Consider the following 24,861-nt stretch of genomic DNA (forward strand, 5'->3'; position numbering starts at 1 on the left):
CACGATTCGCCGACGGCGCGGGCTACAGCGGCAAAGGGCATCTGCTGGGCAAGCGTGAGCACCATCGCCTCGAACAGCAGCGTGAAGCCGCTGAGCTTGCCGGCCCAATCGGGCTCGACAAGCGCCACGCGGCCGTCGGGCAGCTTCACGCGCGGCGTGCGCACTTCGAGGTAGCAGTCATGCTGGAAAAAGTTCAGGTGCCGGTAGCGCTTGCCGACGGTGTCATGCACAGGGTGCACTCCGGCCACCTCAGGATGCGCGAAGCGGCTTCCCGCAGTGAAGTCGATCTGGATCGTCAACAGCTTGGTGGCCGCGTCGAAATCGACGCCGCTCACGAACCACGGATCGCTTATGCCCAATGCGGCTTCGAACAGCTGGCTATGCATGACCTGCCTTCGTCTTGTTTATCCAGAAACCGGGACGATACCACCCACTGAAAATTCAATAGAGGCTATATCTTCCACGCGCCCTTGCAATTCCCACACGTCGCTTCATCGCCACTGAGTGCGACATGCTTGCCGTCATCGAACATGGTTGATGAATGGGCGATTACAAAGCCACGTGTTGTCGTGGGATCGCCGTTCCGCACTGCCGCTTTACGCATTGCCGCCCGCGCCAAAAGATGTACGCGACGGCACGACATAGGCCGAATCAAGGAAATATTCCGACATCTTTCGTTCTTCAATTACTTAGATCAAGCCCTCATCGTATTTGCTGTTGCAGCGAATTGGACACACCTTGACGACATTTGACCTTGTTCAGACTTCTTCTACATTTCCGACTCAATCCGCAAAAGCGATTTACGCTGGATTCAGCGGCGACTCAGGATGGCCTGCGGAACCGTTATGGTTTCGGGGAAGATCAAGTAACCTTAGGTCGAACATCTACCAGAGACAGTTGGAACCCTGCTCCAGCGTTTATTTACTCGGCACCTTGATCGACAGAAGCACCAAAGGAAACTGCGGGCTCTTGTATACACGGATTACTTGAAATGCAAGCGCTTCGATCAGTACCGGCCCGCGGAAGATTCAAGCACATCGTATGCGCCAGGCGGGACGATGAAGAAGCGCTGAAAAGCAGCGTCATCCATTCATAGCGACCATGCGCGCGGGTTCATCGAACTTAGCCAGTTGCTCACGCATGCCGCGAATCGCCTGCGCACGATCGCTCGCGCCGAACACGGCCGACCCGGCAACGAACACATCGGCGCCCGCCTCCGCGATCCGCGCGATGTTCGATGCCTTCACGCCGCCGTCCACTTCGATCAGCAACGGCCGCCCGGTGCGCTGCATCGTCGTGTCGACGCGCTCGCGCAAGAGCCGCAGCTTATCAAGCGTTTCGGCGATAAACGCCTGGCCGCCGAAGCCCGGATTCACCGACATCACCAGCACGACATCGAGCATCTCCAGCACGTGATCGAGCACCGCGAGCGGCGTCGCCGGATTCAGCGCGAGCCCCGCGCGCGCGCCGTGCGAACGGATCAGCTCGATGGTCCGATGCACGTGCAGCGTCGCTTCCGGATGAAAACTAATCAGGTTCGCGCCGGCCTCGGCAAACGCCGACACCAGCGGATCGACCGGCGTGGTCATCAGATGCACGTCGAACGGCAGCGACGTGTACGGCCGGATCGCCGAGCACACGAGCGGGCCAACCGTCAGGTTCGGCACGTAGTGGTTGTCCATCACATCGAGATGAATCCAGTCCGCGCCGGCCGCCGTCACGTCGCGAATCTCGTCGGCGAGCCGGGCAAAATCCGCCGACAGCAGCGACGGAGCAATCAGGAATTCGCGCATTGCGTTCTCCGTGCCAGTGGCGTTAGTGGTAGCGGGTCGCCATCGTGTCGAGCGGCAGCGGCTTGATGCGCGCCGCCTGCCCCGCGCAACCGAACGCCTCGAAGCGCGCGACGCAGATCGCGCTCGCCGCCGCCGTGGCGGCCTTCAGCGCCGCGCGCGGATCGAACTCCGAACGCGCGTTGGCGAGCGACTTGCGCATCGCGCCGCTCATCGCGAGACGGATGTCGGTGTCGATATTGACCTTGCGCACGCCGTGCGCGATGCCGCGGCGGATTTCGTCGACGGGCACGCCGTAGGTGGTCGGAATCTCGCCGCCATATTCGCGGATCACCGCGAGCCATTCCTGCGGCACCGACGACGAACCGTGCATCACCAGATGCGTGTCCGGAATCCGCGCATGAATAGAGGCGATCCGGTCGATCGCGAGGATGTCGCCGGTCGGCTCGCGGCTGAACTTGTACGCGCCGTGCGAAGTGCCGATCGCGATCGCCAGTGCATCGACGCCGGTCGCGTCGACGAAGCGCCGCGCTTCGTCCGGGTCGGTCAGCAGATGCTCGCGCGTCAGCTTGCCTTCCGCGCCGACGCCGTCCTCTTCACCCGCGGTGCCGGTTTCGAGCGAGCCGAGACAGCCCAGTTCGCCCTCCGCCGACACGCCGACCGCATGCGCGGCGTCCACCACGCGCCGGCTCACGTCGACGTTGTAGTCGTAGGCGGCGGGGGTTTTCTGGTCGGGCAGCAGCGAGCCGTCCATCATCACCGACGTGAAGCCCGAGCGGATCGCCTGCTGACACACCGCGGGGCTCGCGCCGTGGTCCTGATGCAGCACGAGCGGAATGTCCGGGTGCGCTTCGAGCGCGGCGAGCACCAGATGACGCAGGTACGGCTCGCCCGCGTACTTGCGCGCACCGGCCGACGCCTGCAGGATCACCGGGCTGTCGGTCGCCTCGGCCGCGCGCATGATCGCGTGAATCTGCTCCATGTTGTTGACGTTGAACGCGGGCACGCCGTAGTCGTGTTCGGCCGCGTGATCCAGCAGTTGCCGCAGGGTGATGAAGGCCATTGCGTGCTCCTCGATATGAAATGAAATCTCTTCAGGCTCGGGCGGCAAGCTCAACGCACACGGTCCGCGACGCGCGTCGCTTCGTCGATCACCGCCTGCGCGTTCAGCCTGAAATGCTCGAACAACGCTGCGGCCGGGGCCGATTCGCCGAACGTATCGATGCCGACCACGCCACCGTCGAGCCCGACGTATTGCCGCCAGAACGCGCGCACGCCCGCCTCGATCGCGACGCGCGGCACACCCGGCGGCAGCACGGCGTCGCGCCACGCGCGCGGTTGCCGGTCGAACGTCGTGGTCGATGGCATCGACACGACGCGCGCGGCGACGCCGACGGCCGCGAGCGGCGCGATTGAATCGAGAGCGAGCGACACTTCCGAGCCGGTGGCGATCAGAACGACACGCGCCGCTTGCACCTGCCCTTCTTCCTCGGGCCAATCGCGTAACACGTAGCCGCCACGCGCAATTGCGGCGATCTGCTCGGCGGTTCGCGCGACGAACCGCAGGTTCTGCCGGCTCAGCAACAGACACGACGGCCCCTCCCGTTCGACCGCGCTGACCCACGCCTGCGCGGTCTCGACGGTGTCGCACGGACGCCAGACGTCGAGCCCCGGAATCAGCCTGAGGCTCGCCGCATGTTCGACCGCCTGATGCGTCGGCCCGTCTTCGCCGAGGCCGATGGAGTCGTGCGTGAACACGAAGATCGAACGCGTTTTCATCAGCGCGGCCATGCGCAGCGCGTTGCGCGCATAGTCGGAGAAGGTCAGGAACGTGCCGCCGAACGGCAGATAGCCGCGATGCAGCGCGATGCCGTTCATCACCGCGCTCATGCCGAACTCGCGCACGCCGTAGTGCACGTAGTTGCCGCCGCGCAGACCGTTTTCGTCGCTATGCACGTCGACCGCGCCCGGCCAGTCCGTCAGGTTCGAACCGGTCAGGTCGGCCGAGCCGCCGAGCAGCTCCGGCAGGCTGCGCGCGAGCGCGGCGATCGCCTTTTGCGAAGCCTTGCGCGTCGCGATCGATTCAGCGGCGCAATCCGCATCGCGCAGCAGCGCGCGAACCGTGTCGTGCCAAAGCCCGGGCAGGCTGCCCTGCACGCGTCGCTCGAATTCGGCGGCCTCCATCGGATAGTGCTTGCGATACGCATCGAAACGCTCGCGCCATTCGGCTTCCGCAGCGACACCGCGCTCGCTCGCGTCGAAGTTCGCGCGAATCCCGTCGGGAATCTCGAACGGCGGATGCGGCCAGCCGAGCGCGCGGCGCGTGCGTTCGACCTCGTCGGCGCCGAGCGGTGCGCCGTGCACATCGTGCGTACCGGCCTTCGACGGCGCGCCCTGGCCGATCACCGTGCGGCAGCAGATCAGCGTCGGCCGGCCGGTGGCGCGCGCCGCGTGCAACGCGCGATCGACCGCGTCGACGTCGTGGCCGTCCACCTCGCGCACCACATGCCAGCCGTAGGCCGCGAAGCGCGCGGGCGTGTCGTCGGCGAACCATCGCGCGACGTGGCCGTCGATCGAGATGCCGTTGTCGTCGTACAGCACCGTCAGCTTGTCGAGCTTCAGGGTGCCCGCGAGCGACGCCGCTTCGTGCGAGATGCCCTCCATCAGGCAGCCGTCGCCGGCGAACACGTAGGTGCGGTGATCGACGATTCGATGCCCGGGCCGGTTGAACTCGCGCGCGAGCAATGCCTCGGCGAGCGCCATGCCCACGCCGTTCGCCAGCCCCTGGCCGAGCGGCCCGGTGGTCGTTTCAACGCCGGGTGTGACGCCCACTTCGGGATGCCCCGGCGTTTTGCTGTGCAACTGGCGAAAGCGCTTCAATTCGTCGATCGGCAGGTCGTAGCCCGTCAGATGCAGCAGTCCGTACAGCAGCATCGAACCATGTCCGTTCGACAGCACGAAACGGTCGCGGTCGGGCCACCCGGGATTGCGCGGGTTGTGCTTCAGATGCCGGTCCCACAACGCGACCGCGATCTCGGCCATGCCGAGCGGCATGCCCGGATGCCCCGACTTCGCGGCTTCCACCGCATCGATCGCGAGCATGCGCAGCGCGTCGGCCATCGAGCGGGTGGCGGGTGCGTCAAGCGGTTGCGCGACTGCACTCATCGAATCTCTCCTTGCGAAATGAACGCCGGGATGCGCCGGGTGCGCTTCGAACAACGTCAGGCGCGCGCGCGCCGGTCGATCAGTTGCAGGATCATCGGCGTGAAGATCAACTGCATCGCGAGTCCCATCTTGCCGCCCGGCACGACGATCACGTTCGGGCGCGACATGAACGAGTCGTGCAGCATCGTCAGCAGATACTGGAAGTCGATGCCCTTCGGCCGCGCGAAGCGGATCACGACGAAGCTCTCGTCAGGCTGCGGAATCTCGCGGGCGGTGAACGGATTCGACGTATCCACGGTCGGCACGCGCTGAAAGTTCACATGCGTGCGCGAGAACTGCGGGCAGATGTAGTTCACGTAGTCGGGCATGCGCCGCAGGATCGTGTCGACCACCGCTTCGTGCGTATAGCCGCGCATCGTCTGATCGCGGTGCAGCTTCTGGATCCACTCGAGGTTGATGATCGGCACGACACCGATCAGCAGATCCGCATGCCGCGCGATATCGACCTTGTCGGTCACCGCCGCGCCGTGCAATCCTTCGTAGAACATCAGATCGGTGCCGGACTCGACCTCCTCCCACGGCGTGAAGGTGCCGCCGTCCTGCTTGTAAAGCTGCGCTTCGCCGGCGTCGTGCACATAGTGGCGAAACTGGCCGCCGCCGTTTTCGCCGTAGCGCGTGAACAGCGTTTCGAGTTCTTCGAGCAGATTCGCTTCCGGCCCGAAGTGACTGAAATTCGGCACGCCGTCGCGTTCGCGCTCCTGCATCGCCGCGCGCATGCCGTTGCGGTCGTAGCGATGAAACGCGTCGCCTTCGACGATCTGCGCATTGATGTGCTCGCGTCTGAAGATATGCATGAAGCTCTTCATGACGGTGGTGGTGCCCGCGCCGCTCGAGCCGGTCACCGCGATGATCGGATGTTTGACTGACATTGCGTTTGTCTCCGGATGACTGTGTTGTTTGTGTCGGGCGTCGCACGCCGGGCGTCGCACGCCGGGCGTCGCGCGCCGGGCGCCGTACGCACCTGCTGTCAGTCGCTCATCACGCCGTGAAATCCGGCAGGAACAGCGAGCGCGTGCCGAACAGCGGCGACGTGAACGGCTTGTCCTCGCCGCGGTCGTATTCGCCGTGATAGCGCGCGATGCGCTCAACCTCGTTCTTCGAGCCGAGAATCACCGGCACGCGGCCATGCAGCGCGCGCGGCGCGACGTCGAGAATGCGTTCGCGGCCGGTGATCGCGAGGCCGCCCGCCTGCTCGACCAGAAAGCTCATCGGGTTCGCTTCGTAGAGCAGGCGCAGGCGCCCTTCCATCGCCGGCGTTTTCGAATCGCGCGGGTACATGAATACGCCGCCGCGCATCAGGATGCGATGCACCTCCGCGACCATCGACGCGATCCAGCGCATGTTGAAGTCGCGCGCGCGGCAACCGCTGCGGCCGTCCTTGCACTCCTGCACGTAGCGGCGCACGGGCGGCTCCCAGAAGCGTTCGTTCGATGCGTTGATCGCGAACTCGCCGGTTTCCTCCGGAATCCGGATGTTCGAATGCGTGAGCACGAAGTTGCCGATGTCGCGCTCGAGCGTGAAGCCGTGCGTGCCGTTGCCGACCGACAGCACCAGCATCGTCGACGGCCCATACACGGCGTAGCCGGCCGCGACCTGCTCGCAGCCGGGCCGCAGGAACGCGGCTTCGCTCGTCGCATCCTCGTTCGGATCGCGCGTGCGCAGCACCGAGAAGATCGAGCCGACCACGCCGTTGATGTCGATATTCGACGAGCCGTCGAGCGGATCGAACGCAAGCAGATACTCGCCGCGCGGATAGTCCGGCGGAATCGCGTACACGTGCTCCATTTCCTCGGACACCATCGCGGCCAGCAAGCCGTCCCACTCGCATTGCTGCACAAAGATGTCGTTGGTGGAGACGTCGAGCTTCTTCTGCTCCTCGCCATGCGTATTGACGGTTTGCGCGGAGCCGAAGTTGCCCCCGAGCGCGCCCTTGGTCAGCATCGCCGAGATCGATTTGATGGCGGCCGCCACGTCGATCAGCAGCGCGGAGAGTCCTGCCGTGTCCCGCGTGCTTTCCGTACACGGCGGGCGATCGAGCGTGTCGATCAGGAACTTCGAAAGTGTCGTGCGTCCGTCCTGCATGGCGTTCTCCCTGGATGGTGTCGTGATTCAGCCCGGCGGCGCCGTGACGGCGCGCGCGGTGGAAGGCAATGGCGAGGACGGCGGCGGCTCGTCGAACACGCGGCTCGCGCGCACGTCGGCGGCGTCGATCAGCGTCAGCGTGGCGGCGTCGATCGGCTCGCCGCCCTGCAAGGCGCTAGCGAACAGGCGGTTCGCCTGGCGCAGCCGCGCGCGGTCGAGCGCATTGCGCACCGAGCGCGCGTTGGCGAAATTCGGTTGACGGATGCGGCGCGCCAGATAGTCGGCGAACGCGCGGCGTGACGCCGCATCGAAGCGGTAGTGCATGGTGCCGAGCATCCGCTCGGCGATTTCGAGCAGTTCGGTTTCCTCGTAATCGGGAAACGTAATGTGATGCGCGATGCGCGAACGGAAACCGGGATTGCTCTCGAAGAACACTTCCATCCGCGACGCGTAGCCGGCCAGAATCACGACCAGGTCGCTGCGCTGGTTCTCCATCGTCTGCAGCAGGATTTCGATCGCTTCCTGGCCATAGTCGCGCTCGTTCTCCGGGCGATACAGGTAGTACGCTTCGTCGATGAACAGCACGCCGCCCATCGCGCGCTTCAACACATCGCGTGTTTTCGGCGCGGTGTGGCCGATGTACTGGCCGACCAGATCGTCGCGCGTGACCGACACCAGATGATTGCGGCGGATGTAGCCGAGCCGGTGCAGCACCTCGGCCATGCGCAGCGCGACCGTCGTCTTGCCGGTGCCGGGGTTGCCGGAGAAGCACATGTGCAAGGTCGGCGCGCCGCCCGCGAGACCCAGCGAAGCCCGCGCGCGTTCGACCAGCAGATGCGCGGCGACCTCGCGAATGCGCGTCTTCACGGGCGCGAGCCCGACCAGGTCGCGATCGAGTTCGCCGAGTACGTCGCCGATGCCCGAGTCGCGGTACAGCGCCGCGAGGTCGATGTGGGGCGCGGCGGAAGCGGGGCGTGCATCCGCGATGGCGGCGTCTGTCATTGTTCCTCCTTGCTGTGCGGGTCGTCGTGCGCGCTATTGCGCGATCAGCGGGTCAGCCCGCCGCGCCGTAACGCTCGCCCTCGGGCCGATCGCTCGCATAGCCCGTCATGCTGTAGCGCTGCGTACGCCCCCGCGCGTCCTGGCGCAGCAGCCGGAAGCCCGGCTCCACATCCGGCCGGTTGACGATGAACGACAGGCGCATCGTCTCGAAGGTGCGCACCGAATCGAACGCGTTGACCTTGATGTAGTGCTGCGGCCGCGCCTCGCGGCAAGCCCTGACCTCCTGCAATACGCCAGCGGCGTCGTGCAAGTCGAACATCGGCAGGCCCCACATTTCCCAGTAGGTGTTGCGCGGATGCGGGTCGTCGGTGAATTCAACCGAACAGGCCCAGCCCTGGCGCAGCGCATAGTCGATCTGCAGGCCGATTTCCTCGTCGGTCAGCTCGGGCAGAAATGAAAACGTTCCTTGTGTGATACGCATGACGAACCTCGTTGATGAATGTCGCGTTCTGAACGGCGTCAACGGTGCCCCGCGCGGTGCCGTGGCACCGCGTTGCGGATGCGCTCGTGAAGCGCTCGCGGGAAAAGCTCGGCTCAGTTCACGGCTAGGCCGCCGTCGGCGTGGCGGCGAAATCGGGCGTATCGGTCGATGCGTAGTTAAAGGTCACGTCGCGCCACGTATCGAGTGCCTGCTTGAGCGGCGTGCACCAGCGCGCGGCGGCTTCGAGCACGTCGGGGCCTTCCTGCAGGATGTCGCGGCCCTCGTTGCGCGCCTTCACCATCGCTTCGAGCGCGACGCGATTCGCGGTCGCGCCGGCCTGGATGCCGGCCGGATGGCCGATCGTGCCGCCGCCGAACTGCAGGATCGCGTCGTCGCCGAACAGGTCGAGCAACTGATGCATCTGTCCCGCGTGAATCCCGCCCGAGGCGACCGGCATCACCTTGCGCAAGCCGGCCCACGGCTGATCGAAGAACAGGCCGCGCGACAGGTCGACCGCGTTGTGCGCGTCGCGGCACACGTTGTAGTAGCCCTGCACCGACAGCGGATCGCCTTCGAGCTTGCCGACCGCGGTGCCCGCATGCGCATGATCGACGCCCGCCATACGCAGCCATTTGGCGATCACGCGAAACGAGATGCCGTGATTGCGTTGCCGCGTGTACGTGCCGTGCCCCGCGCGATGCAGGTGCAGGATCATGTCGTGCTTGCGGGCCCAGCGCGACATCGACTGGATCGCGGTCCAGCCGATCACGAGGTCGATCATCACGATGCACGAGCCGAGCTCCTTCGCGAATTCCGCGCGCTCGTACATGTCCTCCATCGTGCCGGCCGTCACGTTCATGTAGTGACCCTTGACCTCGCCGGTTTCGGCCTGCGCGCGGCTCACCGCTTCCATCGCGAACAGGAAGCGGTCGCGCCAGTGCATGAACGCCTGCGAGTTGATGTTCTCGTCGTCCTTCAGAAAATCGAGGCCGCCGCGCAGGCCTTCGTAGACCACCCGTCCATAGTTCTTGCCCGACAGACCGAGCTTCGGCTTGACCGTCGCGCCGAGCAACGGCCGTCCATATTTGTCGAGCCGTTCGCGCTCGACCACGATGCCGGTCGGCGGCCCCTGGAAGGTCTTCAGATAGGCGACGGGAACACGCATGTCTTCGAGCCGCAGTGCTTTTAGCGGCTTGAAACCGAATACGTTGCCGATGATCGACGCGGTCAGGTTCGCAACCGAGCCCTCTTCGAACAGATCGAGTTCATACGCGATATACGCGAAGTACTGCGGCTCGTCGGCGCGCGACACCGGCACCGGCTCGACCCGGTACGCCTTCGCACGATACATGTCGCAGGCGGTCAGCCGGTCGGTCCACACCACCGTCCACGTCGCGGTCGACGATTCGCCGGCCACCGCGGCCGCCGCTTCCTCGGGTTCGACACCGGGTTGCGGCGTGATGCGAAAGAGCGCGATCACGTCGGTCTCTTTCGGTTCGTAATCCGGTTGCCAGTAACCCATCTCGCGGTATTTCATCACGCCCGCCGCGTACCGCTCGCGCGGATTGTGCGGATCGCGCGCTTGACGTTCGGGCTGGATCGGCGGTTGACTGAAATCGTTCATGACGTGTCCTCGAAGGTGGCCAAGCGCACTGCCGGAAGAACGAAGCGCTTGAGTTGCACTGTAGGCACGGACACGCCCAAGGTGAATTCACGATTTTATTTGGCAGACTTAATGGATCGGTTATCGCTATCACATCGTTAGTTTCTTTTTCACGCCATGAAATGGGAATGGGAGCAGAATGGGTTGGTGTGCGAGGCGGCCAAGGCGTGACAGCGCAATCGGATCAGCGAATCGCGATGGAACACTTTGCTTCGTTTTCGCCACACCGCGCGGCCGCTTGCGTCTGGCAACCCGCGCGAGCGCCATGGCGCGGCGCAATTCGCTGAGCGCTGTATTAGCTCTCGAATGCACGCCCGCCTGGCCGGCCGGCACACGCACGGGCATGGAGATTGCGTGATGACGGCTGCCGTCGACATCAGGCATGAAATTTCGCCGGGCCGGCGGCGCAGAGCAGTTCGAACCGCAGTTCCAACCGCAGTTTCAACCGCAGTTTCAACCGAAGGAGGAAGCACGTATGCAATGGACGACTCCGAGCTACACCGACGTACGCCTCGGTTTTGAAATCGTGATGTATGTCGCTACGCGTTAAGCCCGCAAAAGGGCCGCACGCCGCGGCCCCTTTGCGGTTCCTGTTTGTGTTTGACCTCTGCTGACGGCCGGCCTTCCGGCGCTGTCGGGACACACGTTCCCAGCCATGATCCACGAAACGATCGTCACCACGGCAGCGTGCGATGGCCGTCCTCATATCGCGCCGATGGGCGCGCGCTACGAGGGTGAGCGCATCATCCTTTCGCCTTTCCGTCCGTCGGTCACGCTCGATAACATCGTCGCGACGCGCGCGGCCGTGCTGAATTTCACCACCGACGTGCGTATCTTCGCCGGCTGCGTCACGCACTGCGCGACCGATTGGCCGACCGTGGCCGCGTGCCGAGTCGCGAGCGTGCGTCTGGCCGAATCGCTGGCCCATGCCGAGCTCGAACTTGATGAACTGCGCGACCACGCCGAGCGCCCCGTGCTGGTGATGAAATGCGTGCACCGCGAAAACCACGCGCCGTTCCTGGGCTTCAACCGCGCGCAGTCGGCGGTCGTGGAAGGCGCGATTCTGGTGAGCCGGCTCTTTATGCTGCCGGCCGACAAGGTGGATCGTGAATTAGCGTATCTGCAGATCGCGATCGACAAAACCGCCGGCGAGGACGAGCGCACCGCATGGGACTGGCTCGTCGCCGCGATCGCGCGACATCGCGCGAGCCTGGAAGGGGCGGCCGATTACGCCGCCGCTTCCGCCCATCACTGAAACCGTTTCTCGCGGAGAACCCCGATGACCGCATTGCTCGCGAGCGTCCGCTCGGATGACGAAGCATTCGACGCCGCACGCGCCGGCGCCGAGCTGATCGACCTCAAGGAGCCGAACGACGGCGCGCTCGGCGGCCTGCCGATCGGCGCCATTACGAACATCGCGCGCCAGCTGCGCGCGCGCTACCCGGTCAAGCCAATCAGCGCGGCGATCGGCGACTTGCCGGCCGACGCGTTCGACGAGATCGCCGCGCGCGTGATCGACGTCAGCGACGCCGGGGTCGACTATGTGAAGGTCGGCATCGCGCGCGGACCGGCCGCGCGCCGCTGTATCGAGCAGCTCGCGAGTCTGCCGGCCACCGTCGTGCCGGTGCTGCTGTGCGACGGCGGCATGGACGACGAACTGGTCAGCCACACCGCGGCGCTCGGCTTTGCCGGCCTGATGTTCGACACCGCGAGCAAGGACGGCGGCACGCTGTTCGACCACGTCGATGCCGAATCGCTCGGGCGCTGGTTGCGGCTCGCGCGCCAGCGCGGCGCGATGGTGGGCATCGCGGGCTCGCTAGGCTGGGCGCAGCTGCCGCAGATCCGCGCGCTGGCGCCCGACGTGGCCGGTTTTCGCACCGCGCTGTGCGCCGACGGGCGCCGCTCGCGGCTCGATCCCGAACGCGTCGCGCAATGGGCGAGCGCGTTGCATCGGCCGGCCGGAGACCTTCGCGTCGACGGCGGCGCGCCGTTGCCGGGCTCGACGAACGCGACGCGGCTCTAGGCTTTAGCCATCGATCACATCACCGGAATATTCAGCAAACGGTCGCGCATCAGCGCGACGTTGCTCTTGTCGAGCAGTTCGACCACATAATTCGCATCGCTCACGTAGTCGACGAACTTGCGGTCGACCACCCCCGACGCGGCCAGCGTTTCGAGCGGATCGTCGGCGGCGATCGGACAGGATTTGACGACCACCAGCCGCTCCGCGTTGAGCATCGTCGATAGCCAGGCGGCGAGGCTGTCCGAGGTCGTGTCCCAGTTGCTCATCGCGTCGGGCGTATCGCGCATCAGCGCGGTCGGCACCCACACGGCGACATGACCATCGCGCAACGTGCGGCGAATCTTCGCCTCGCTCGACGCGATCACCAATTCGGGCGAGACGCCCTGCATCAGCAGCGCGTATTGCGTCATCGCGAGCAGACACATGTTGTGCGCGGCCAGATCGTCGAAGTTCCACTCGCCCTGGTACTGGCGCACCTTGTCCGCGAAATCGCCGCCGCCGGGCACGATCACGACGCGTCCGCCGCCGACTTCGCATAGCTCGCTGAGCCAGTGGCGCAGTGCCGGGTCGTGACTCAGGCTGCCTCCGATCTTGACCACCCACATGACAGTTGCCCTCGCGTCCAGTTGAGTGCCCGGCCGGGTCGCGTCGTTGCGCAACCGTGTTCATCACCGAATTTGTCCCGCTCGTCCAATCGTCGCCACTCTGCCTCTTTGCGCTACCGGTGCGCTGGCGCGCCACGTCTTCGGGCGGCACGCCTGTCAATTCATGCCGCGCGCGCGGCGACGCCACGAACGCCTCGCCGCTGCGCTGCCGGTTCGCGCGCCGCCAGCAGCGCGACAGCCACGCTCGGCGCGCAGGTCGCCGCCCATGCCGCGCAAGCATCGGGCACGCCCGCCAACGCGCCGAAGTCGATATAGCCGCGCGCCTCGTCGCGCGCCAGGGCGGCGACGAGGAACCGGCCGCAGCCGGCGCCCACCAGCGGCGCGGCTACGAGCGCCGGCTGCGCGGCAACCACCCGCATCAGATTCGCGCCGATTTCGCGCAGCTGCAGCGCGCGCCAGCGCTGCGCAAACTGCAGCCATTCGAGGTCCGACGCGTCGCGCGCATCGTGCCCGATCATCCGCGCGAGCCGCACGCGGCTCGCCGCCGGCGTCTTCGGCCCCTGGTCGGCACTCGGCTGCACGTCGTGCAGCGGGTCCAGTTCGCCCGTCAGCCGGTAGACGTCGGCGGTCGTCGCAAACCATTCGTTCATCACGTTGAGCTTGGCGCCGCCGAATTCGATCCGATGCGCGACGCCGCACAACGGCGTACGCACGACGCCGTGATACACGAGCTCGCCGCTCGCGAGCCGGCCCGCATCCGTCGCGGCACGCGCGACGACGCGGCCGTCGACGATCGGAATGATGTCGGTGGTGGTGCTGCCGATGTCGACGAGCAACGCGTTCGCCATGCACGTGGCGACCCAATTCGCGGTCGCGAGCCAGTTCGCCGACGCGACGTGACGCCAGCCGGCCGCGCAATCGTCGGCGGCGAGCCAGCCGGCGTCGCCGGCATAGAAACGCAGTGATGAACCGAGCCGCTGCGCGAGCGCGGCCACGATCGCGCGCACGCCTTCGGCGCGATCCGCGAACAGATCGACCATTTCGCCGGTCATCGTCACCGCATGCTGCGCGGCGTCCGTGCGGGCCTGCGGCCAGCGCTCGAAAACGAGGTCGATCGTGCGATGCAGATGATCGAGTCCCTGCCACAGCGGACACGGCCATTGCACGACGTCGAGCACGGCGCCGCCGCCGTCGACCAGCGACACCTTCACATGCGCGCCGCCGACGTCCCAGCCGAACCGCGCCGCCGGGCTCGAACGGGCGGGGCTCAAGGGCGCACCTCGAGCGTCGGCGAAGTGGCGCGTGGCGCGCCGCAGCGCTCGATGCGCACGCCATGCGCGGCCAGCAGCGCGCGCGTCAGGCCGCTGCCGCGCGCCGCCGACAGCCCCGCATAAGCGACCGTCAAACGTGGATTGACTTCAATCACGACCGGGCCGCGTTGCGGATGCCATACGACGTCGATGCCGACGAAGCCGCGCAAACCCGGGATCGAGCGCGCGACGCGATGCGCGAGCGTGTCGAGCGCGCGGCCCATGTCGCTGTGCTGGTCGATCTGATCGACCAGCACGCCGTCGAACTCGACGATCCGCGCAACCTCACCCGACGCGTCGCCGCCACTCAGCCCGATCTGCTGACGGTTGATGCTGAGGAGCTTGGTGGCGTCGCCACGGCAGATCAGCGACAGGCTCAACGGCTCGCCGTCCACCCACGCCTGCAGCACCGGATTGCGCCCGGCCGCCGCGCGCGCGTCGTATTCGGCGCAGGCATCGGCGAAGCGCCCGTACACGATCGTGTCGAGACCGCCCGCGCCGTCGTCCGGTTTGACGACCCAGCGGCCTGCATGCTGCGCCGCGTGTTGCGCCGCGCGTTCCACTGTCGTATCGCCCGGTTCCAGCGCCGGCGTCGTCGCAATCCCGTGCGCGGCAAGACACGCGGCGGTCGCGCTCTTGCTCGACGCGACGCGGATCGCCTCCTTCGCGCAGCCGAGCCAGCGCGCGGTGCCGACCGCATCGTGAAAGCGCAGCAGCAGGCCGTCGCATTCCGGCGCGACGATCCACGCGTAATCGTGCTGGCGCGCCGCGCGCGCGACGAAGGCCGTCATCGATTCGCCGGGTGCGGCCATACAATGAGCGGCGCCCGCCTCTGGCGTTTCGAAGCGCGAGGTCGCGAAGCTCACGTGCACGCCGTCGAGTTCACGCAGCGCGGCGACCAGCGCGTCGCGCATCACGCGTCCTTCGACGATCAGCGCGCTCAAATCGGCGAGACTGCCCGCGGCGGCGAGCTCGGGGTCGATGCCCCCGCCGGTGAGATACTCGTAGACAAAGATCTTGGTCAAAGGAAAGCGCCCCTATGCAGGTGATACCTGTTCTCGATCTGCTCGACGGTCAGGTCGTGCGCGCGGTGCGCGGCGAGCGGAGCGCCTATCGGCCCATCCAGTCCCGCCTCGTCGCGACGAGCGACCCACTTGCCACCGCCCGCGCGCTGCTCGAAGCCAGCGGCGCACGCACGCTCTATATCGCCGATCTCGGCGCCATCCTGCAGCGCGGCGCGCATGCGTCGACGCTCGCCGCGTTGCGCGTCGCGCTGCCCGGCATCGAGCTATGGCTCGACGCGGGCTTTGCGGACTACGCGTCGATGCGCGCGCTGTTCGAGCGCATCGACCACGCTGTTGCCCAGCACGACCACCCTGCTGCCGCTTCTCACCTCGCGAACCTCGTGCCGGTCTTCGGCTCGGAGACGCTGCGCGACCTCCACGCGCTGCACGCGGCTCAGCGCGCCGGCCTCGCGCCGATCCTGTCGCTCGATCATCGCGCGGGCGAACTGCTCGCCGCGACCGCACTCGATCGCTCGTCGGCGTGGTGGCCGTCGCGCGTGATCGCGATGACGCTCGATCAGGTCGGCAGCTATGCCGGACCCGATCTCGCGACGTTCGAACGCCTGCGCGCGCAAGCCGGCGCACACACCACGCTGATCGGCGCGGGCGGCATCCGCAATCGCGACGATCTGGCCGCCGCGGCCGCCACTGGCGCAAGCGCATGGCTGGTGGCGTCCGCGCTGCACGATCGGCAGATCGACTGCGCGCATTCCGATTCCGCGTAGGCCTTCCATACAATTTCCATGCCATGCTCCGTGACAGCGCTGTCAGTAAACGGAACACAAGCCGGACAGTTTGCGTGTGACACTCTGCTCCAGAACGGCACACATTTTGTATGGCGCAGCAGAGCTTTGAACACGCGCGCCGACGCACGATCGGGCACGCTTGCCGCATGCGCGTCGCGCGTATTCATCCGCTGAACGCAAAGCAGCACGACCGTACGCGCGGCTCGCTTCAGCGGGGTACCTGCCAGCCGACGCGTGGTCGAAAATCGGCATGGAGCTTGCTAAACCTGCCCCATGCACAGCCCCTCCATCGATCCTTCGCCCCCGAGCCCTAGCGCCACGCGCGCCGCGGCGCTGACACGCGACTGGATCTGTCCGTTCTGCCCTCTGCTGTGCGACGACCTGGTCGCGGCTTGCCACGACGACGGCACGCTCGATGTACCGGACACCGAATGTTCGCGGCTCGCTAACGCGCTCGCCCATTACCGCGCGACGGACGCGCAATGCGGATGCGTGGTCGACGGCAACGAAGTGGACCTCGATGCCGCGCTGGCGAGCGCCGCGCGGTTGCTTGCGAACGCGCGCCGCCCGCTATTCGGCGGCCTCGCCACCGACGTCGCCGGCGCCCGCGCGCTGTATCCGCTCGCCGCCGCCTGCGGTGCGATCCTCGATCATCTGCACGGCGATGCGCTGACACCCGCGACGCTCGCGTTGCAGGATCGCGGCTCGCTCTTCACGACGCTTTCCGAAGTGCGCGCGCGCGCCGACCTGCTGGTGTTTTTCGGCTGTCAGCCATCGCGGCGCTACCCGCGCTTTTTCACGCGCGCGCTGGCGGGCACCGAACTCGCGCGCGAGCTGGTCTTCATCGGCTGCGAAGCGGACCCGGCCGCGGCCGGCCTCGCTCAAACGCGCGTCGGCACGCTGCTGGCGGATGCCGATCCGTACGACACGCTCGCGCTGTGGTCGGCGCTCGCCGAAGGACGTGACGCGGCCGCGCTGAGCCACGGCGCCGACGCGGCAACCGCACTCGCGTCATTGCAAGACCGCATCGCCAAAGCGCACTACACGGTGGTCGTCTACGAACCGGCCGCACTGCCGTCCCCGCATGCGGCGCTGCTGATCGAAGCGTTGAACCGGATCGTCAAGGCCGCGAATCGCAAGACGCGCGCGGCGTGCCTCCCACTCGGCGGCGACGACGGCGCGTTGACGGCCAATCAGACCGTCACGTGGCTGTCCGGCTTGCCGCTGCGCACGCGCGTGTCGATGCCCGCGCGCGTCACCGGCAGCGCGCCGCTCGATCACGATCCGTACCGCTATCGCACGGCGCGCCTCCTCGCCGAACGCGAAGTCGACGCGCTGCTATGGATCGCGAGCTTTGCACCGCAAGCGTGGCCCGCGTCGCTCGATCCCGCCCTTCCGCTGATCGTGCTCGGCCATCCGGCGCTCGCGGAGGCCGCCAGGGCGCGTGGCGCGAACACCGTGTTCGTGCCGGTCGCGACGCCGGGCATCGATAGCGGCGGCCATCTGTTTCGCGTCGACGGGACGGTCGTGATGCCGCTCACCGCTGCGCGTGGTGCTGCGCTGGAGCCGGTGGCGTCGATTGCCGCGAAGCTTAACGAGCGACTGAGCGACCTACTGAATTCGCGCGAGGACCAGCCATGACCCTCGTCCGGCTCAAGGGCGGCACGCTGTTCGACCCTGCCAACAACGTCAACGGCGAGCGCCGCGATCTGACGTTCCGCGACGGCCGCATCGTCGACGTGCCGGCGACCACGCCCGCCGATCGCGAGTACGACGCGACCGGCATGATCGTGATGGCGGGCGGCATCGACCTGCATTCGCATATAGGCGGTGGCAAGACCAATCTGTCGCGGCTCTTGCTGCCCGAGGACCATCGAGCCGATGCGCCGGGCGAGGCCGCCTACGAAGCCGCGCGCGACGACAACGGCCGCTACCTGCGGCTGCCTTCATGCGGCGTCTGCACACCGGGCACGCTTGCGACCGGCTACCGCTACGCCGAAATGGGCTACACGGCCGCGTTCGAGCCGGCGATGATGCCGTCGAACGCGCGCCACACGCACCTTGAAATGGGCGACACGCCGATCATCGATCACGGCGCGTACGTGATGCTCGGCAACGACGAACTGTTCCTGCAAATGCTGGCCGCGCGCGACGACTTCGAACGTCTGCGCGACTACGTCGGCTGGACCATCGACGCGAGCAAGGCACTCGGCGTCAAGGTGGTGAACCCGGGCGGCATCTCGGCGTTCAAGTTCAACCAGCGCTCGCTCGACATCGACGAGGCGCACGCGCATTACGGCATCACGCCGCGCGACGTGTTGCGCACGCTGACGCACGCGCTGACCGAACTGCGCGTGCCGCATCCGCTGCACGTGCACACGAGCAACCTCGGCGTGCCCGGCAACCTCGCGTCGACGATCGCGACGATGGACGCCGCCGACGGTCTGCCGATCCATCTGACGCATATCCAGTTTCACAGCTATGGCACCGAGGGGCCGCGCAAGTTTTCGTCGGGCGCGCGGCAGATTGCCGAAGCCGTGAACGCGCGCTCGAACGTGTCGATCGACGTCGGCCAGATCATCTTCGGACAGACCGTCACAGCCTCGGGTGACACGATGATGCAGTTCCGCAACGCGCCGCTCGCGCGACCGCACAAGTGGGTGGTCGGCGACATCGAGTGCGACGCGGGCTGCGGCGTGGTGCCGTTCCGCTATCGCGAGCAGAGCTACGTGAACGCGCTGCAATGGATCATCGGCCTCGAAATTTTTCTGCTGGTCGACGACCCGTGGCGCGTCGCGATGACTACCGATCACCCGAACGGCGGCCCGTTCACGAGCTATCCGCATCTGATCCGCCTGCTGATGGACAAGCCGTTTCGCGATGAGCAGCTTGCGAAGCTGCATCCCGAAGCGCAGGTCGCGAGCGCGCTGCCCGAACTCAAGCGCGAATTCTCGCTGTACGAGATCGCGATCATCACGCGCGCCGGTCCCGCGCGTCTGCTCGGTCTGCGCGATCGCGGCCACCTCGGCGCGGGCGCGGCGGCGGACATCGCCGTCTATCGCGACGAGCCGGACCGCGAGCGGATGTTCACGTCGCCGGCCTATGTGTTCAAGGACGGCGAGCTGGTCGCGCGCGACGGCACGCTGGTGGCGACGCCGACGGGCGGTATCCATTTCGTCGCGCCGGAGTTCGATCGCGGTGTCGAGAAAATGCTGCGCGCGTATAGCGACGCGCATCTCGCGAGCAACTTCGCGCACGCCGCGATCAGCAACGACGAAGCCTGCCGCTGCTGCCGCGGCGGACGGCTGTTACCCGTCGAATGTCTAACCTGACGCGGCCACGATGAACGCTCCCGCCCCGCTCGAAATCAACGGCACCGCGATCGATGCGACCTTCGCCGAAGCCTTTCCGATGAAGGCGACCCGGCTAGTGATCACCGCGCACACGCCGACCTGGGCGATGCACGCGGCGAACTCGCTGACGGGCTTCGCGACCTCGGTGATCGGCTGCGGCTGCGAGGCGGGCGTCGAGCGCACGCTCGCTCCCGATGCAACGCCCGACGGCCGGCCCGGCGTCGCGGTGCTGCTGTTCGCGGTGTCGTCGAAGGAGCTCGCGAAGCAGATCGGGCGGCGCGTCGGCCAGTGCGTGCTCACCTGCCCGAGCACGGCCGTCTACGGCGGCATCGATCCGGCCACGAGCCGCGCGCCGCTGTCGGACCCGGCGCCGCTCGGCAGTGGGCTGCGCTTTTTCGGCGACGGCTGGCAGATCGCAAAGATGCTCGACACGGGCAACGGCCCCACGCGTTACTGGCGCGTGCCGGTGATGGACGGCGAGTTCGTCTGCGAAGACACGGCGGCGACGGTCAAGGCCGTCGGCGGCGGCAACCTGCTGCTGCTCGCGCGCGACCTCGACGCCGCGCTTGCCGCCGCCGAAGCCGCCGTCGCCGCGATGCGCCGGCTGCCGAACGTGATCACGCCTTTTCCCGGCGGCATCGTGCGCTCGGGCTCGAAGATCGGCTCGAAGTATGCGGGCGCGACCGCGTCGACCAACGACGCGTTCTGTCCCAGCCTGATCGGTCTCGCGGCGCGCAGCGAGTTGAGCGCGGAGGTGGGCTGCGTGCTGGAGATCGTCATCGACGGTCTGACCGACGCCGACGTCGGTGCGGCGATGACAGCCGGTATCGGCGCAGCCGCCGGGCTCGGCCGCGCGGCCGGCGTGCTGCGCATTTCGGCGGGCAACTACGGCGGCAAGCTCGGCCCGTACCACTTTCATTTGCGCGAGCTGGCGGCGGGACTCAACGGGAGTCGCGCATGAGCACGACCACGTTGCGCGTGAAGGCGCCGCCCGGCTTTCGTGTCGACGCGACCGCGCTGTCGCCGGCGGCGCTGGCCGGCATGAGCGTGGCCGAGATCGAGCGCGTCGTGCTGCCGGCCGGCAACGAGCGCTGCGCGGTCGGCGACGTGTTCGAGGTTTCGCGCGATGACGCGCCTGGGTCCGGCGACGCCCTGGCCACGCTGCTGATCGACGGCGCAGGGCGGTGGCTCGACCGGCTCGGCGCGCAGATGGACGGCGGGCGGCTCGTCGCGCGCGGTTCGGTCGGCGACTACAGCGGCTTCAGGATGAGCGGCGGCTTGCTTCAAATCGACGGCGACGCGGGCCACTTCACCGCTTGCGAACTGCGCGGCGGACGCGTGACGGTGCGCGGCGACAGCGGCGATTTCGCCGCCGGCGCGCTGACGGGCGACATGGAAGGCATGAGCGGCGGCACGCTGACGATCCACGGCAACGCGGGCGCGCGGCTCGCCGACCGGATGCGCCGCGGCCTCGTGCTGGTCGGCGGCAACGCGGGCGACTTCGCGGCGTCGCGGCTGGTGGCGGGCACCGTCGGCGTGGCGGGGCATTTGGGCGCACATTATGCCTATGCAATGAGGCGCGGCACGCTGCTGCTCGCGCAACGGCCCGAGCCCCTGCCGCCCTTGACATTCACCGGCGGCGGCCACGGATTCGACGTATTCTGGTCATTGCTCATACGTAGTCTCGCGACCGAAATCGCGCCGTTTTCGCAGTGGCGCGCGGACCGTCTGCCGGTTCGTTTTACGGGCGACCTCGCGGTCGACGGTCGCGGCGAAATACTGATCGCCGGCTGAGGCAACTATGTCAGCCAGGACTGAAACGGTGTTCGGAAAAGAAGAAACGTCCCGCCACGATGTTGCATGGAGACAGGGCATGACGACAGCGGATTCTCCAAACGCGAAGCCTGATATCGACGTCAACGCGCATGCCGGTGCCGGCGGACCGCGCTATGCGGGGCTGCTGATCGCGCTGCACTGGCTGATCGCGCTCGGCATCCTGGGACTGCTCGCGCTTGGCCTCTATATGGTCGGACTGCCGAAGGGCTTGCCTGTCAAAGCGACGCTGATCAATCTGCACAAGTCGCTCGGACTGACGGTTTTCCTGCTGGTGCTTTTGCGCATCGTCGCGCGGCTGGTCCTTCACCGGCCTCCGCTGCCGCCGATGCCACCGTGGCAACGCGCCGCCGCGCGCATTACGCAGGGTCTTTTATATGTCGGCATGGTGGCGATGCCGCTTGCCGGATATCTCGGCTCGTCGTTCAACAGCTACGGCACGCGCTTCTGGGGCATCCTGCTGCCGAAGTGGGGTTGGGACGACGCGCATCTGCGCGGTTTGTTCTTCGGCCTTCACCAGGCGATCGGCTACGTGTTGATCGCGCTGATCGTGCTGCACGTGGCGGGCGCGTTCAAGCATCAGTGGATCGATCGCGACAACCTGCTCGCGAGGATGCTGCCATGACGACGCGAAGCTCATCGCGCAGTGGATCACGCCCAGCGCCGGCAGCCGCCGCGCTCGAAACCCATACGCTGCGCACGCGCGATGGCCATCGCGTGTGGTACGCGCTAGCCGGCGCTCCGGACGGCGTGCCGGTCGCGGTGCTGCATGGCGGCCCCGGCAGCGGCAGTCAGCCCGGCGCGCTGCGGCTCTTCGATCTGCAGCGCTTTCGCGTCGTGCTGATCGACCAGCGCGGCACCGGTGCGTCGACGCCGCACGGCAGCGTGCGCCACAACCGCACCGACTATCTGATCGCCGATCTCGAAGCGATTCGCGCGCGGCTCGGCTTCGCGCGTTGGGGCGTGCTCGGCGGCTCGTGGGGCGCGGCGCTCGCGCTCGCGTACGCGGGGCAGTGTCCGCGGTCGGTGACGGGCGTCGTGCTGCGCGGCCTGTTTCTGACCTCCGCACGTGAAGTGCGCGGGTTGTTCGTCGGCTCACGCAAGCGTGCGCCGCGTGCGTGGTCGACACTGCGTGCCGCTGCACGCTGCAAGCGACCCGCGACGCTGGCCGCGCGATGCAACGCGAGCTTGCAGTACGGCGCGAACGAAGCACGGCAACTACGGCTCGCGATCGCGTGGCGTGGTTATGAAAACGCGGTACTCGCGAGCACATCATCGCGAGGTGCCGCCCGACGACGCGGAGAACCGCGCAACGCACACGACTCCCAACGCCACACCCGCAAGCTGATCGGCAAATACCGGATTCAGGCGCACTACCTCGCGCATGACTGCTGGCTCGGCGAAACGCGTTTGCTGTCGCTCGCGCGCCGCGCGGCCGCGGCCGGTGTGACGATCGCGGCCGTGCACGGCGCGCGCGATCCGGTGTGTCCGCGCGGCAATCTGCGGCGTCTGTCGCGCGCGGTGCCTTCGGCGCGCGTCGAGTCCGTGAGCGCGGCGGGTCATCTGGCGAGCGACCCCGCGCTGCACGCACGCGTCGCGCACGCGCTCGCCATGATATTTACTCCCACCGACGAAGAGGGGCGCTCCAACATGCGTCGCGCGGCATGAAGATCAAGGTACTCGGCTCGTCGGCGGGCGGCGGTTTTCCGCAGTGGAACTGCAATTGCCGCAATTGCGATGGCGTGCGGCGCGGCACGGTGAAGGCGACGCGCCGCACGCAGTCGTCGATCGCGCTCAGCGCGAACGGCGAGGACTGGCTGCTCGTCAACGCATCGCCCGATCTGCTCGCGCAGATCGCCGCGCATCCCGAGCTTCAGCCGGCGCGGCGCGCGCGCGACAGCGGCATTGCCGCGGTACTCGTGATCGACGCGCAGATCGATCACGTGACCGGCCTCTTGATGCTGCGCGAACGCGACACGCCGCTGCCGCTGTACGCGACCGATGCGGTCTGGCAAGACCTGCGCTCGGGCTTTCCGGTCGCGCCGATCCTGTCGCACTACTGCGGTGTCGAGCATCGCCGCATCGCGCTCGACGGTGCGCCGCTCGCGGTCGACGCGCTGCCCGGCATCCGCATCGACGCACTGCCGCTGTCGAGCAAGGCGCCGCCGTACTCGCCGCATCGCAACGCGCCGGAGCGCGGCGACAACATCGGGCTCGTGCTGACGAACCTGCAATCGGGCCAGCGCGTGTTCTACGCGCCGGGGCTCGGCGCGATCGAGCCGCACGTGCTCGCGGCGATGCGCGAGGCCGATCTGCTGCTGGTCGACGGCACGCTGTGGACCGGCGACGAAATGATCCGCCTCGGCCTGTCGAAGAAGACCTCGGCAGATATGGGCCATCTGCCGCAGAGCGGCGCGGGCGGCATGATCGAAACGCTCGATTCGCTCGGCGCGAAGCGCAAAGTGCTGATCCATATCAACAATACGAATCCGATCCTGATCGAAGACGGCCCCGAGCGGCGCATGCTGGGCGAGCATGGGATCGAGGTCGCCTACGACGGAATGAGCTTCGAGCTTTGAAGTGCGCGGTGAAGAGTACGGAGAGATGCGGTAGCGAGGCTCGGCTGTGAACGACGATAAAACGGAGACGGCATGAACGCGAAAGATATTCAGGACACGACACCAACACGCGACGCAGGTATCACGGGAACCGAGGGCATCGACCGGCCCGCCTGGAGCCGTGAGGAATTCGAGGCGCAGTTGCGCGCGAAGGGCACCGCCTATCACATCCACCATCCGTTCAACGTCAAGATGAATAGCGGGGGCTGCTCGCGCGAACAGATTCGCGGCTGGGTCGCGAACCGCTTCTACTATCAGATCAACATTCCGCTGAAGGATGCGGCCGTGCTGTCGAACTGTCCGGACCGCGACACGCGCCGCCGCTGGGTGCTGCGCATTCTCGATCACGACGGCTACGACGGCGCGGAAGGCGGCATCGAAACCTGGGCGCGTCTCGCGGACGCGGTCGGCCTCACGCGCGACGAACTGTGGTCGCTCGAACACGTAACGCCGGGCGTGCGCTTCGCCGTCGATGCCTACGTGAATTTCGCGCGCCGCGCGCCGTGGCAGGAAGCGGTGTGCTCGTCGCTGACCGAGATGTTCGCGCCGCAGGTGCATCGCGACCGGCTCGCGAGCTGGCCCGAGCACTATCCGTGGATCGAGCCTGACGGTCTCGCGTATTTCCGTTCGCGCATCTCGCTCGCGCAGCGCGACGTGCAGCACGGGCTCGAAGTCACGCTCGCGCATTTCACGCGACGCGATCAGCAGGAGCGAGCGCTCGAGATCCTGCAGTTCAAGCTCGACATTCTGTGGACCATGCTCGACGCGATCGAGAAGGCGTTTCCGCAATGAACGACTCGACACGTGAACCCGCCACGCCGCTCGCGATCGCGAAGCCATTCCGCCTGCAATGGGAGCCCGCGCAGAACGCGCACGTGCTGCTGTACCCGGAGGGCATGGTGAAGCTCAATCAAAGCGCCGGCGAAATCCTCAAGCGCTGCGACGGCACGCGCGACATCGACACGCTGATCGCCGAGCTGGAACAGGCGTTCAATACGACCGGCATCGGCAGTGAGGTGCGGGCCTTCATCGCCGACGCGCATGGGCGCGGCTGGCTGGAGTAGCG

The 24,861-nt window shown here is 67.0% G+C and carries 27 protein-coding genes; 13 read left to right on the forward strand and 14 right to left on the reverse strand.

The window, feature by feature from the left end; translation table 11 throughout:
- The 11 genes from EVC45_RS20215 to EVC45_RS20265 all read right to left on the reverse strand — a co-directional run.
- The coding region (locus EVC45_RS20215) for a transposase family protein (protein WP_129960014.1) at nucleotides 1–386 on the reverse strand (386 nt) is incomplete at its 3' end.
- 65 nt (nucleotides 387–451) lie between these two features.
- The gene (locus EVC45_RS47950; protein WP_373683046.1) at nucleotides 452–643 is read right to left on the reverse strand and encodes a PAAR domain-containing protein; all 192 of its coding nucleotides are present in this window, start codon (nucleotides 641–643) and stop codon (nucleotides 452–454) included.
- A gap of 439 nt (nucleotides 644–1,082) precedes the next feature.
- Entirely contained in the window at nucleotides 1,083–1,793 is a 711-nt protein-coding gene (rpe, locus tag EVC45_RS20225) for a ribulose-phosphate 3-epimerase (RefSeq protein WP_129960016.1), read from the reverse strand.
- 22 nt (nucleotides 1,794–1,815) lie between these two features.
- A complete protein-coding gene (gene fba / locus EVC45_RS20230; protein WP_129960017.1) occupies nucleotides 1,816–2,853 on the reverse strand; it encodes a class II fructose-bisphosphate aldolase in 1,038 nt (345 codons plus the stop codon).
- Nucleotides 2,854–2,903: 50 nt separating this feature from the next.
- Nucleotides 2,904–4,955 carry a transketolase gene (tkt, locus tag EVC45_RS20235; protein WP_129960018.1) on the reverse strand — a complete coding sequence of 684 codons (2,052 nt, stop codon included), beginning with the start codon at nucleotides 4,953–4,955 and terminating at the stop codon, nucleotides 2,904–2,906.
- A gap of 56 nt (nucleotides 4,956–5,011) precedes the next feature.
- Entirely contained in the window at nucleotides 5,012–5,884 is an 873-nt protein-coding gene (locus EVC45_RS20240; RefSeq protein WP_129960019.1) for a phosphoribulokinase, read from the reverse strand.
- Between the two features lie 109 nt (nucleotides 5,885–5,993).
- On the reverse strand, nucleotides 5,994–7,097 hold the full coding sequence (locus EVC45_RS20245) for a class 1 fructose-bisphosphatase (RefSeq protein ID WP_129960020.1): 1,104 nt from the start codon (nucleotides 7,095–7,097) through the stop codon (nucleotides 5,994–5,996).
- A 27-nt stretch (nucleotides 7,098–7,124) separates the two neighbouring features.
- On the reverse strand, nucleotides 7,125–8,099 hold the full coding sequence (gene cbbX / locus EVC45_RS20250; RefSeq protein WP_129960021.1) for a CbbX protein: 975 nt from the start codon (nucleotides 8,097–8,099) through the stop codon (nucleotides 7,125–7,127).
- A 52-nt stretch (nucleotides 8,100–8,151) separates the two neighbouring features.
- Entirely contained in the window at nucleotides 8,152–8,580 is a 429-nt protein-coding gene (locus EVC45_RS20255; protein WP_129960022.1) for a ribulose bisphosphate carboxylase small subunit, read from the reverse strand.
- A gap of 124 nt (nucleotides 8,581–8,704) precedes the next feature.
- Nucleotides 8,705–10,204: a form I ribulose bisphosphate carboxylase large subunit gene (locus EVC45_RS20260; RefSeq protein ID WP_129960023.1), complete on the reverse strand. Its 1,500-nt coding sequence runs from the start codon at nucleotides 10,202–10,204 to the stop codon at nucleotides 8,705–8,707.
- 129 nt (nucleotides 10,205–10,333) lie between these two features.
- A complete protein-coding gene (locus EVC45_RS20265) occupies nucleotides 10,334–10,627 on the reverse strand; it encodes a hypothetical protein (RefSeq protein WP_129960024.1) in 294 nt (97 codons plus the stop codon).
- Here EVC45_RS20265 and pqqA point away from each other — a divergent pair.
- The 3 genes from pqqA (at nucleotide 10,626) to EVC45_RS20280 (ending at nucleotide 12,266) form a co-directional block, all read left to right on the forward strand.
- Entirely contained in the window at nucleotides 10,626–10,793 is a 168-nt protein-coding gene (pqqA, locus tag EVC45_RS46795) for a pyrroloquinoline quinone precursor peptide PqqA (RefSeq protein ID WP_248295196.1), read from the forward strand. The two genes, EVC45_RS20265 and pqqA, sit on opposite strands and share 2 nt — an antisense overlap.
- Before the next feature lie 105 nt (nucleotides 10,794–10,898).
- On the forward strand, nucleotides 10,899–11,498 hold the full coding sequence (locus tag EVC45_RS20275) for a DUF447 domain-containing protein (RefSeq protein ID WP_129960025.1): 600 nt from the start codon (nucleotides 10,899–10,901) through the stop codon (nucleotides 11,496–11,498).
- Between the two features lie 24 nt (nucleotides 11,499–11,522).
- Entirely contained in the window at nucleotides 11,523–12,266 is a 744-nt protein-coding gene (locus EVC45_RS20280; protein ID WP_129960026.1) for a (5-formylfuran-3-yl)methyl phosphate synthase, read from the forward strand.
- Between the two features lie 14 nt (nucleotides 12,267–12,280).
- Here EVC45_RS20280 and EVC45_RS20285 read toward each other — a convergent pair whose 3' ends face one another.
- The 3 genes from EVC45_RS20285 to EVC45_RS20295 all read right to left on the reverse strand — a co-directional run bounded on the left by EVC45_RS20285 (nucleotide 12,281) and on the right by EVC45_RS20295 (nucleotide 15,206).
- Nucleotides 12,281–12,871: an aspartate kinase gene (locus EVC45_RS20285; protein ID WP_129960027.1), complete on the reverse strand. Its 591-nt coding sequence runs from the start codon at nucleotides 12,869–12,871 to the stop codon at nucleotides 12,281–12,283.
- Between the two features lie 161 nt (nucleotides 12,872–13,032).
- Complete coding sequence (locus EVC45_RS20290; protein WP_129960028.1) at nucleotides 13,033–14,142, reverse strand: hydantoinase/oxoprolinase family protein; 1,110 nt, start codon at nucleotides 14,140–14,142, stop codon at nucleotides 13,033–13,035.
- The gene (locus EVC45_RS20295; protein WP_129960029.1) at nucleotides 14,139–15,206 is read right to left on the reverse strand and encodes an ATP-grasp domain-containing protein; all 1,068 of its coding nucleotides are present in this window, start codon (nucleotides 15,204–15,206) and stop codon (nucleotides 14,139–14,141) included. Before EVC45_RS20295 ends, EVC45_RS20290 begins: the two co-directional genes overlap by 4 nt.
- A gap of 14 nt (nucleotides 15,207–15,220) precedes the next feature.
- Here EVC45_RS20295 and EVC45_RS20300 point away from each other — a divergent pair, with 14 nt between their 5' ends.
- The 10 genes from EVC45_RS20300 to pqqD all read left to right on the forward strand — a co-directional run bounded on the left by EVC45_RS20300 (nucleotide 15,221) and on the right by pqqD (nucleotide 24,859).
- Nucleotides 15,221–15,970: a HisA/HisF-related TIM barrel protein gene (locus tag EVC45_RS20300; protein ID WP_129960030.1), complete on the forward strand. Its 750-nt coding sequence runs from the start codon at nucleotides 15,221–15,223 to the stop codon at nucleotides 15,968–15,970.
- Nucleotides 15,971–16,264: 294 nt separating this feature from the next.
- Nucleotides 16,265–17,632 (forward strand): formylmethanofuran dehydrogenase, encoded by a 1,368-nt coding sequence (locus EVC45_RS20305; RefSeq protein ID WP_129960031.1) that lies wholly within the window; start codon nucleotides 16,265–16,267, stop codon nucleotides 17,630–17,632.
- Nucleotides 17,629–19,323, forward strand: a complete 1,695-nt coding sequence (locus EVC45_RS20310; protein WP_129960032.1) for a formylmethanofuran dehydrogenase subunit A — start codon at nucleotides 17,629–17,631, stop codon at nucleotides 19,321–19,323. Before EVC45_RS20305 ends, EVC45_RS20310 begins: the two co-directional genes overlap by 4 nt.
- 10 nt (nucleotides 19,324–19,333) lie before the next feature.
- The gene (gene fhcD / locus EVC45_RS20315; RefSeq protein WP_129960033.1) at nucleotides 19,334–20,305 is read left to right on the forward strand and encodes a formylmethanofuran--tetrahydromethanopterin N-formyltransferase; all 972 of its coding nucleotides are present in this window, start codon (nucleotides 19,334–19,336) and stop codon (nucleotides 20,303–20,305) included.
- Nucleotides 20,302–21,138, forward strand: coding sequence for a formylmethanofuran dehydrogenase subunit C (locus EVC45_RS20320; protein ID WP_129960034.1), 837 nt, complete (start codon nucleotides 20,302–20,304; stop codon nucleotides 21,136–21,138). Before fhcD ends, EVC45_RS20320 begins: the two co-directional genes overlap by 4 nt.
- Nucleotides 21,139–21,217: 79 nt before the next feature.
- A complete protein-coding gene (locus EVC45_RS20325) occupies nucleotides 21,218–21,802 on the forward strand; it encodes a cytochrome b (protein ID WP_373683042.1) in 585 nt (194 codons plus the stop codon).
- Nucleotides 21,799–22,845: an alpha/beta fold hydrolase gene (locus tag EVC45_RS20330; RefSeq protein WP_129960036.1), complete on the forward strand. Its 1,047-nt coding sequence runs from the start codon at nucleotides 21,799–21,801 to the stop codon at nucleotides 22,843–22,845. The genes EVC45_RS20325 and EVC45_RS20330 overlap by 4 nt, the downstream gene beginning before the upstream one ends.
- On the forward strand, nucleotides 22,842–23,756 hold the full coding sequence (pqqB, locus tag EVC45_RS20335) for a pyrroloquinoline quinone biosynthesis protein PqqB (protein ID WP_129960037.1): 915 nt from the start codon (nucleotides 22,842–22,844) through the stop codon (nucleotides 23,754–23,756). The genes EVC45_RS20330 and pqqB overlap by 4 nt, the downstream gene beginning before the upstream one ends.
- Before the next feature lie 72 nt (nucleotides 23,757–23,828).
- Nucleotides 23,829–24,587 carry a pyrroloquinoline-quinone synthase PqqC gene (gene pqqC / locus EVC45_RS20340; protein WP_129960038.1) on the forward strand — a complete coding sequence of 253 codons (759 nt, stop codon included), beginning with the start codon at nucleotides 23,829–23,831 and terminating at the stop codon, nucleotides 24,585–24,587.
- Nucleotides 24,584–24,859: a pyrroloquinoline quinone biosynthesis peptide chaperone PqqD gene (pqqD, locus tag EVC45_RS20345; RefSeq protein WP_129960039.1), complete on the forward strand. Its 276-nt coding sequence runs from the start codon at nucleotides 24,584–24,586 to the stop codon at nucleotides 24,857–24,859. Before pqqC ends, pqqD begins: the two co-directional genes overlap by 4 nt.
- The last annotated feature ends 2 nt before the right edge of the window (nucleotides 24,860–24,861 follow it).

Source organism: Paraburkholderia sp. UYCP14C (assembly GCF_004197395.1).
In the GTDB taxonomy this organism is placed as follows: domain Bacteria; phylum Pseudomonadota; class Gammaproteobacteria; order Burkholderiales; family Burkholderiaceae; genus Paraburkholderia.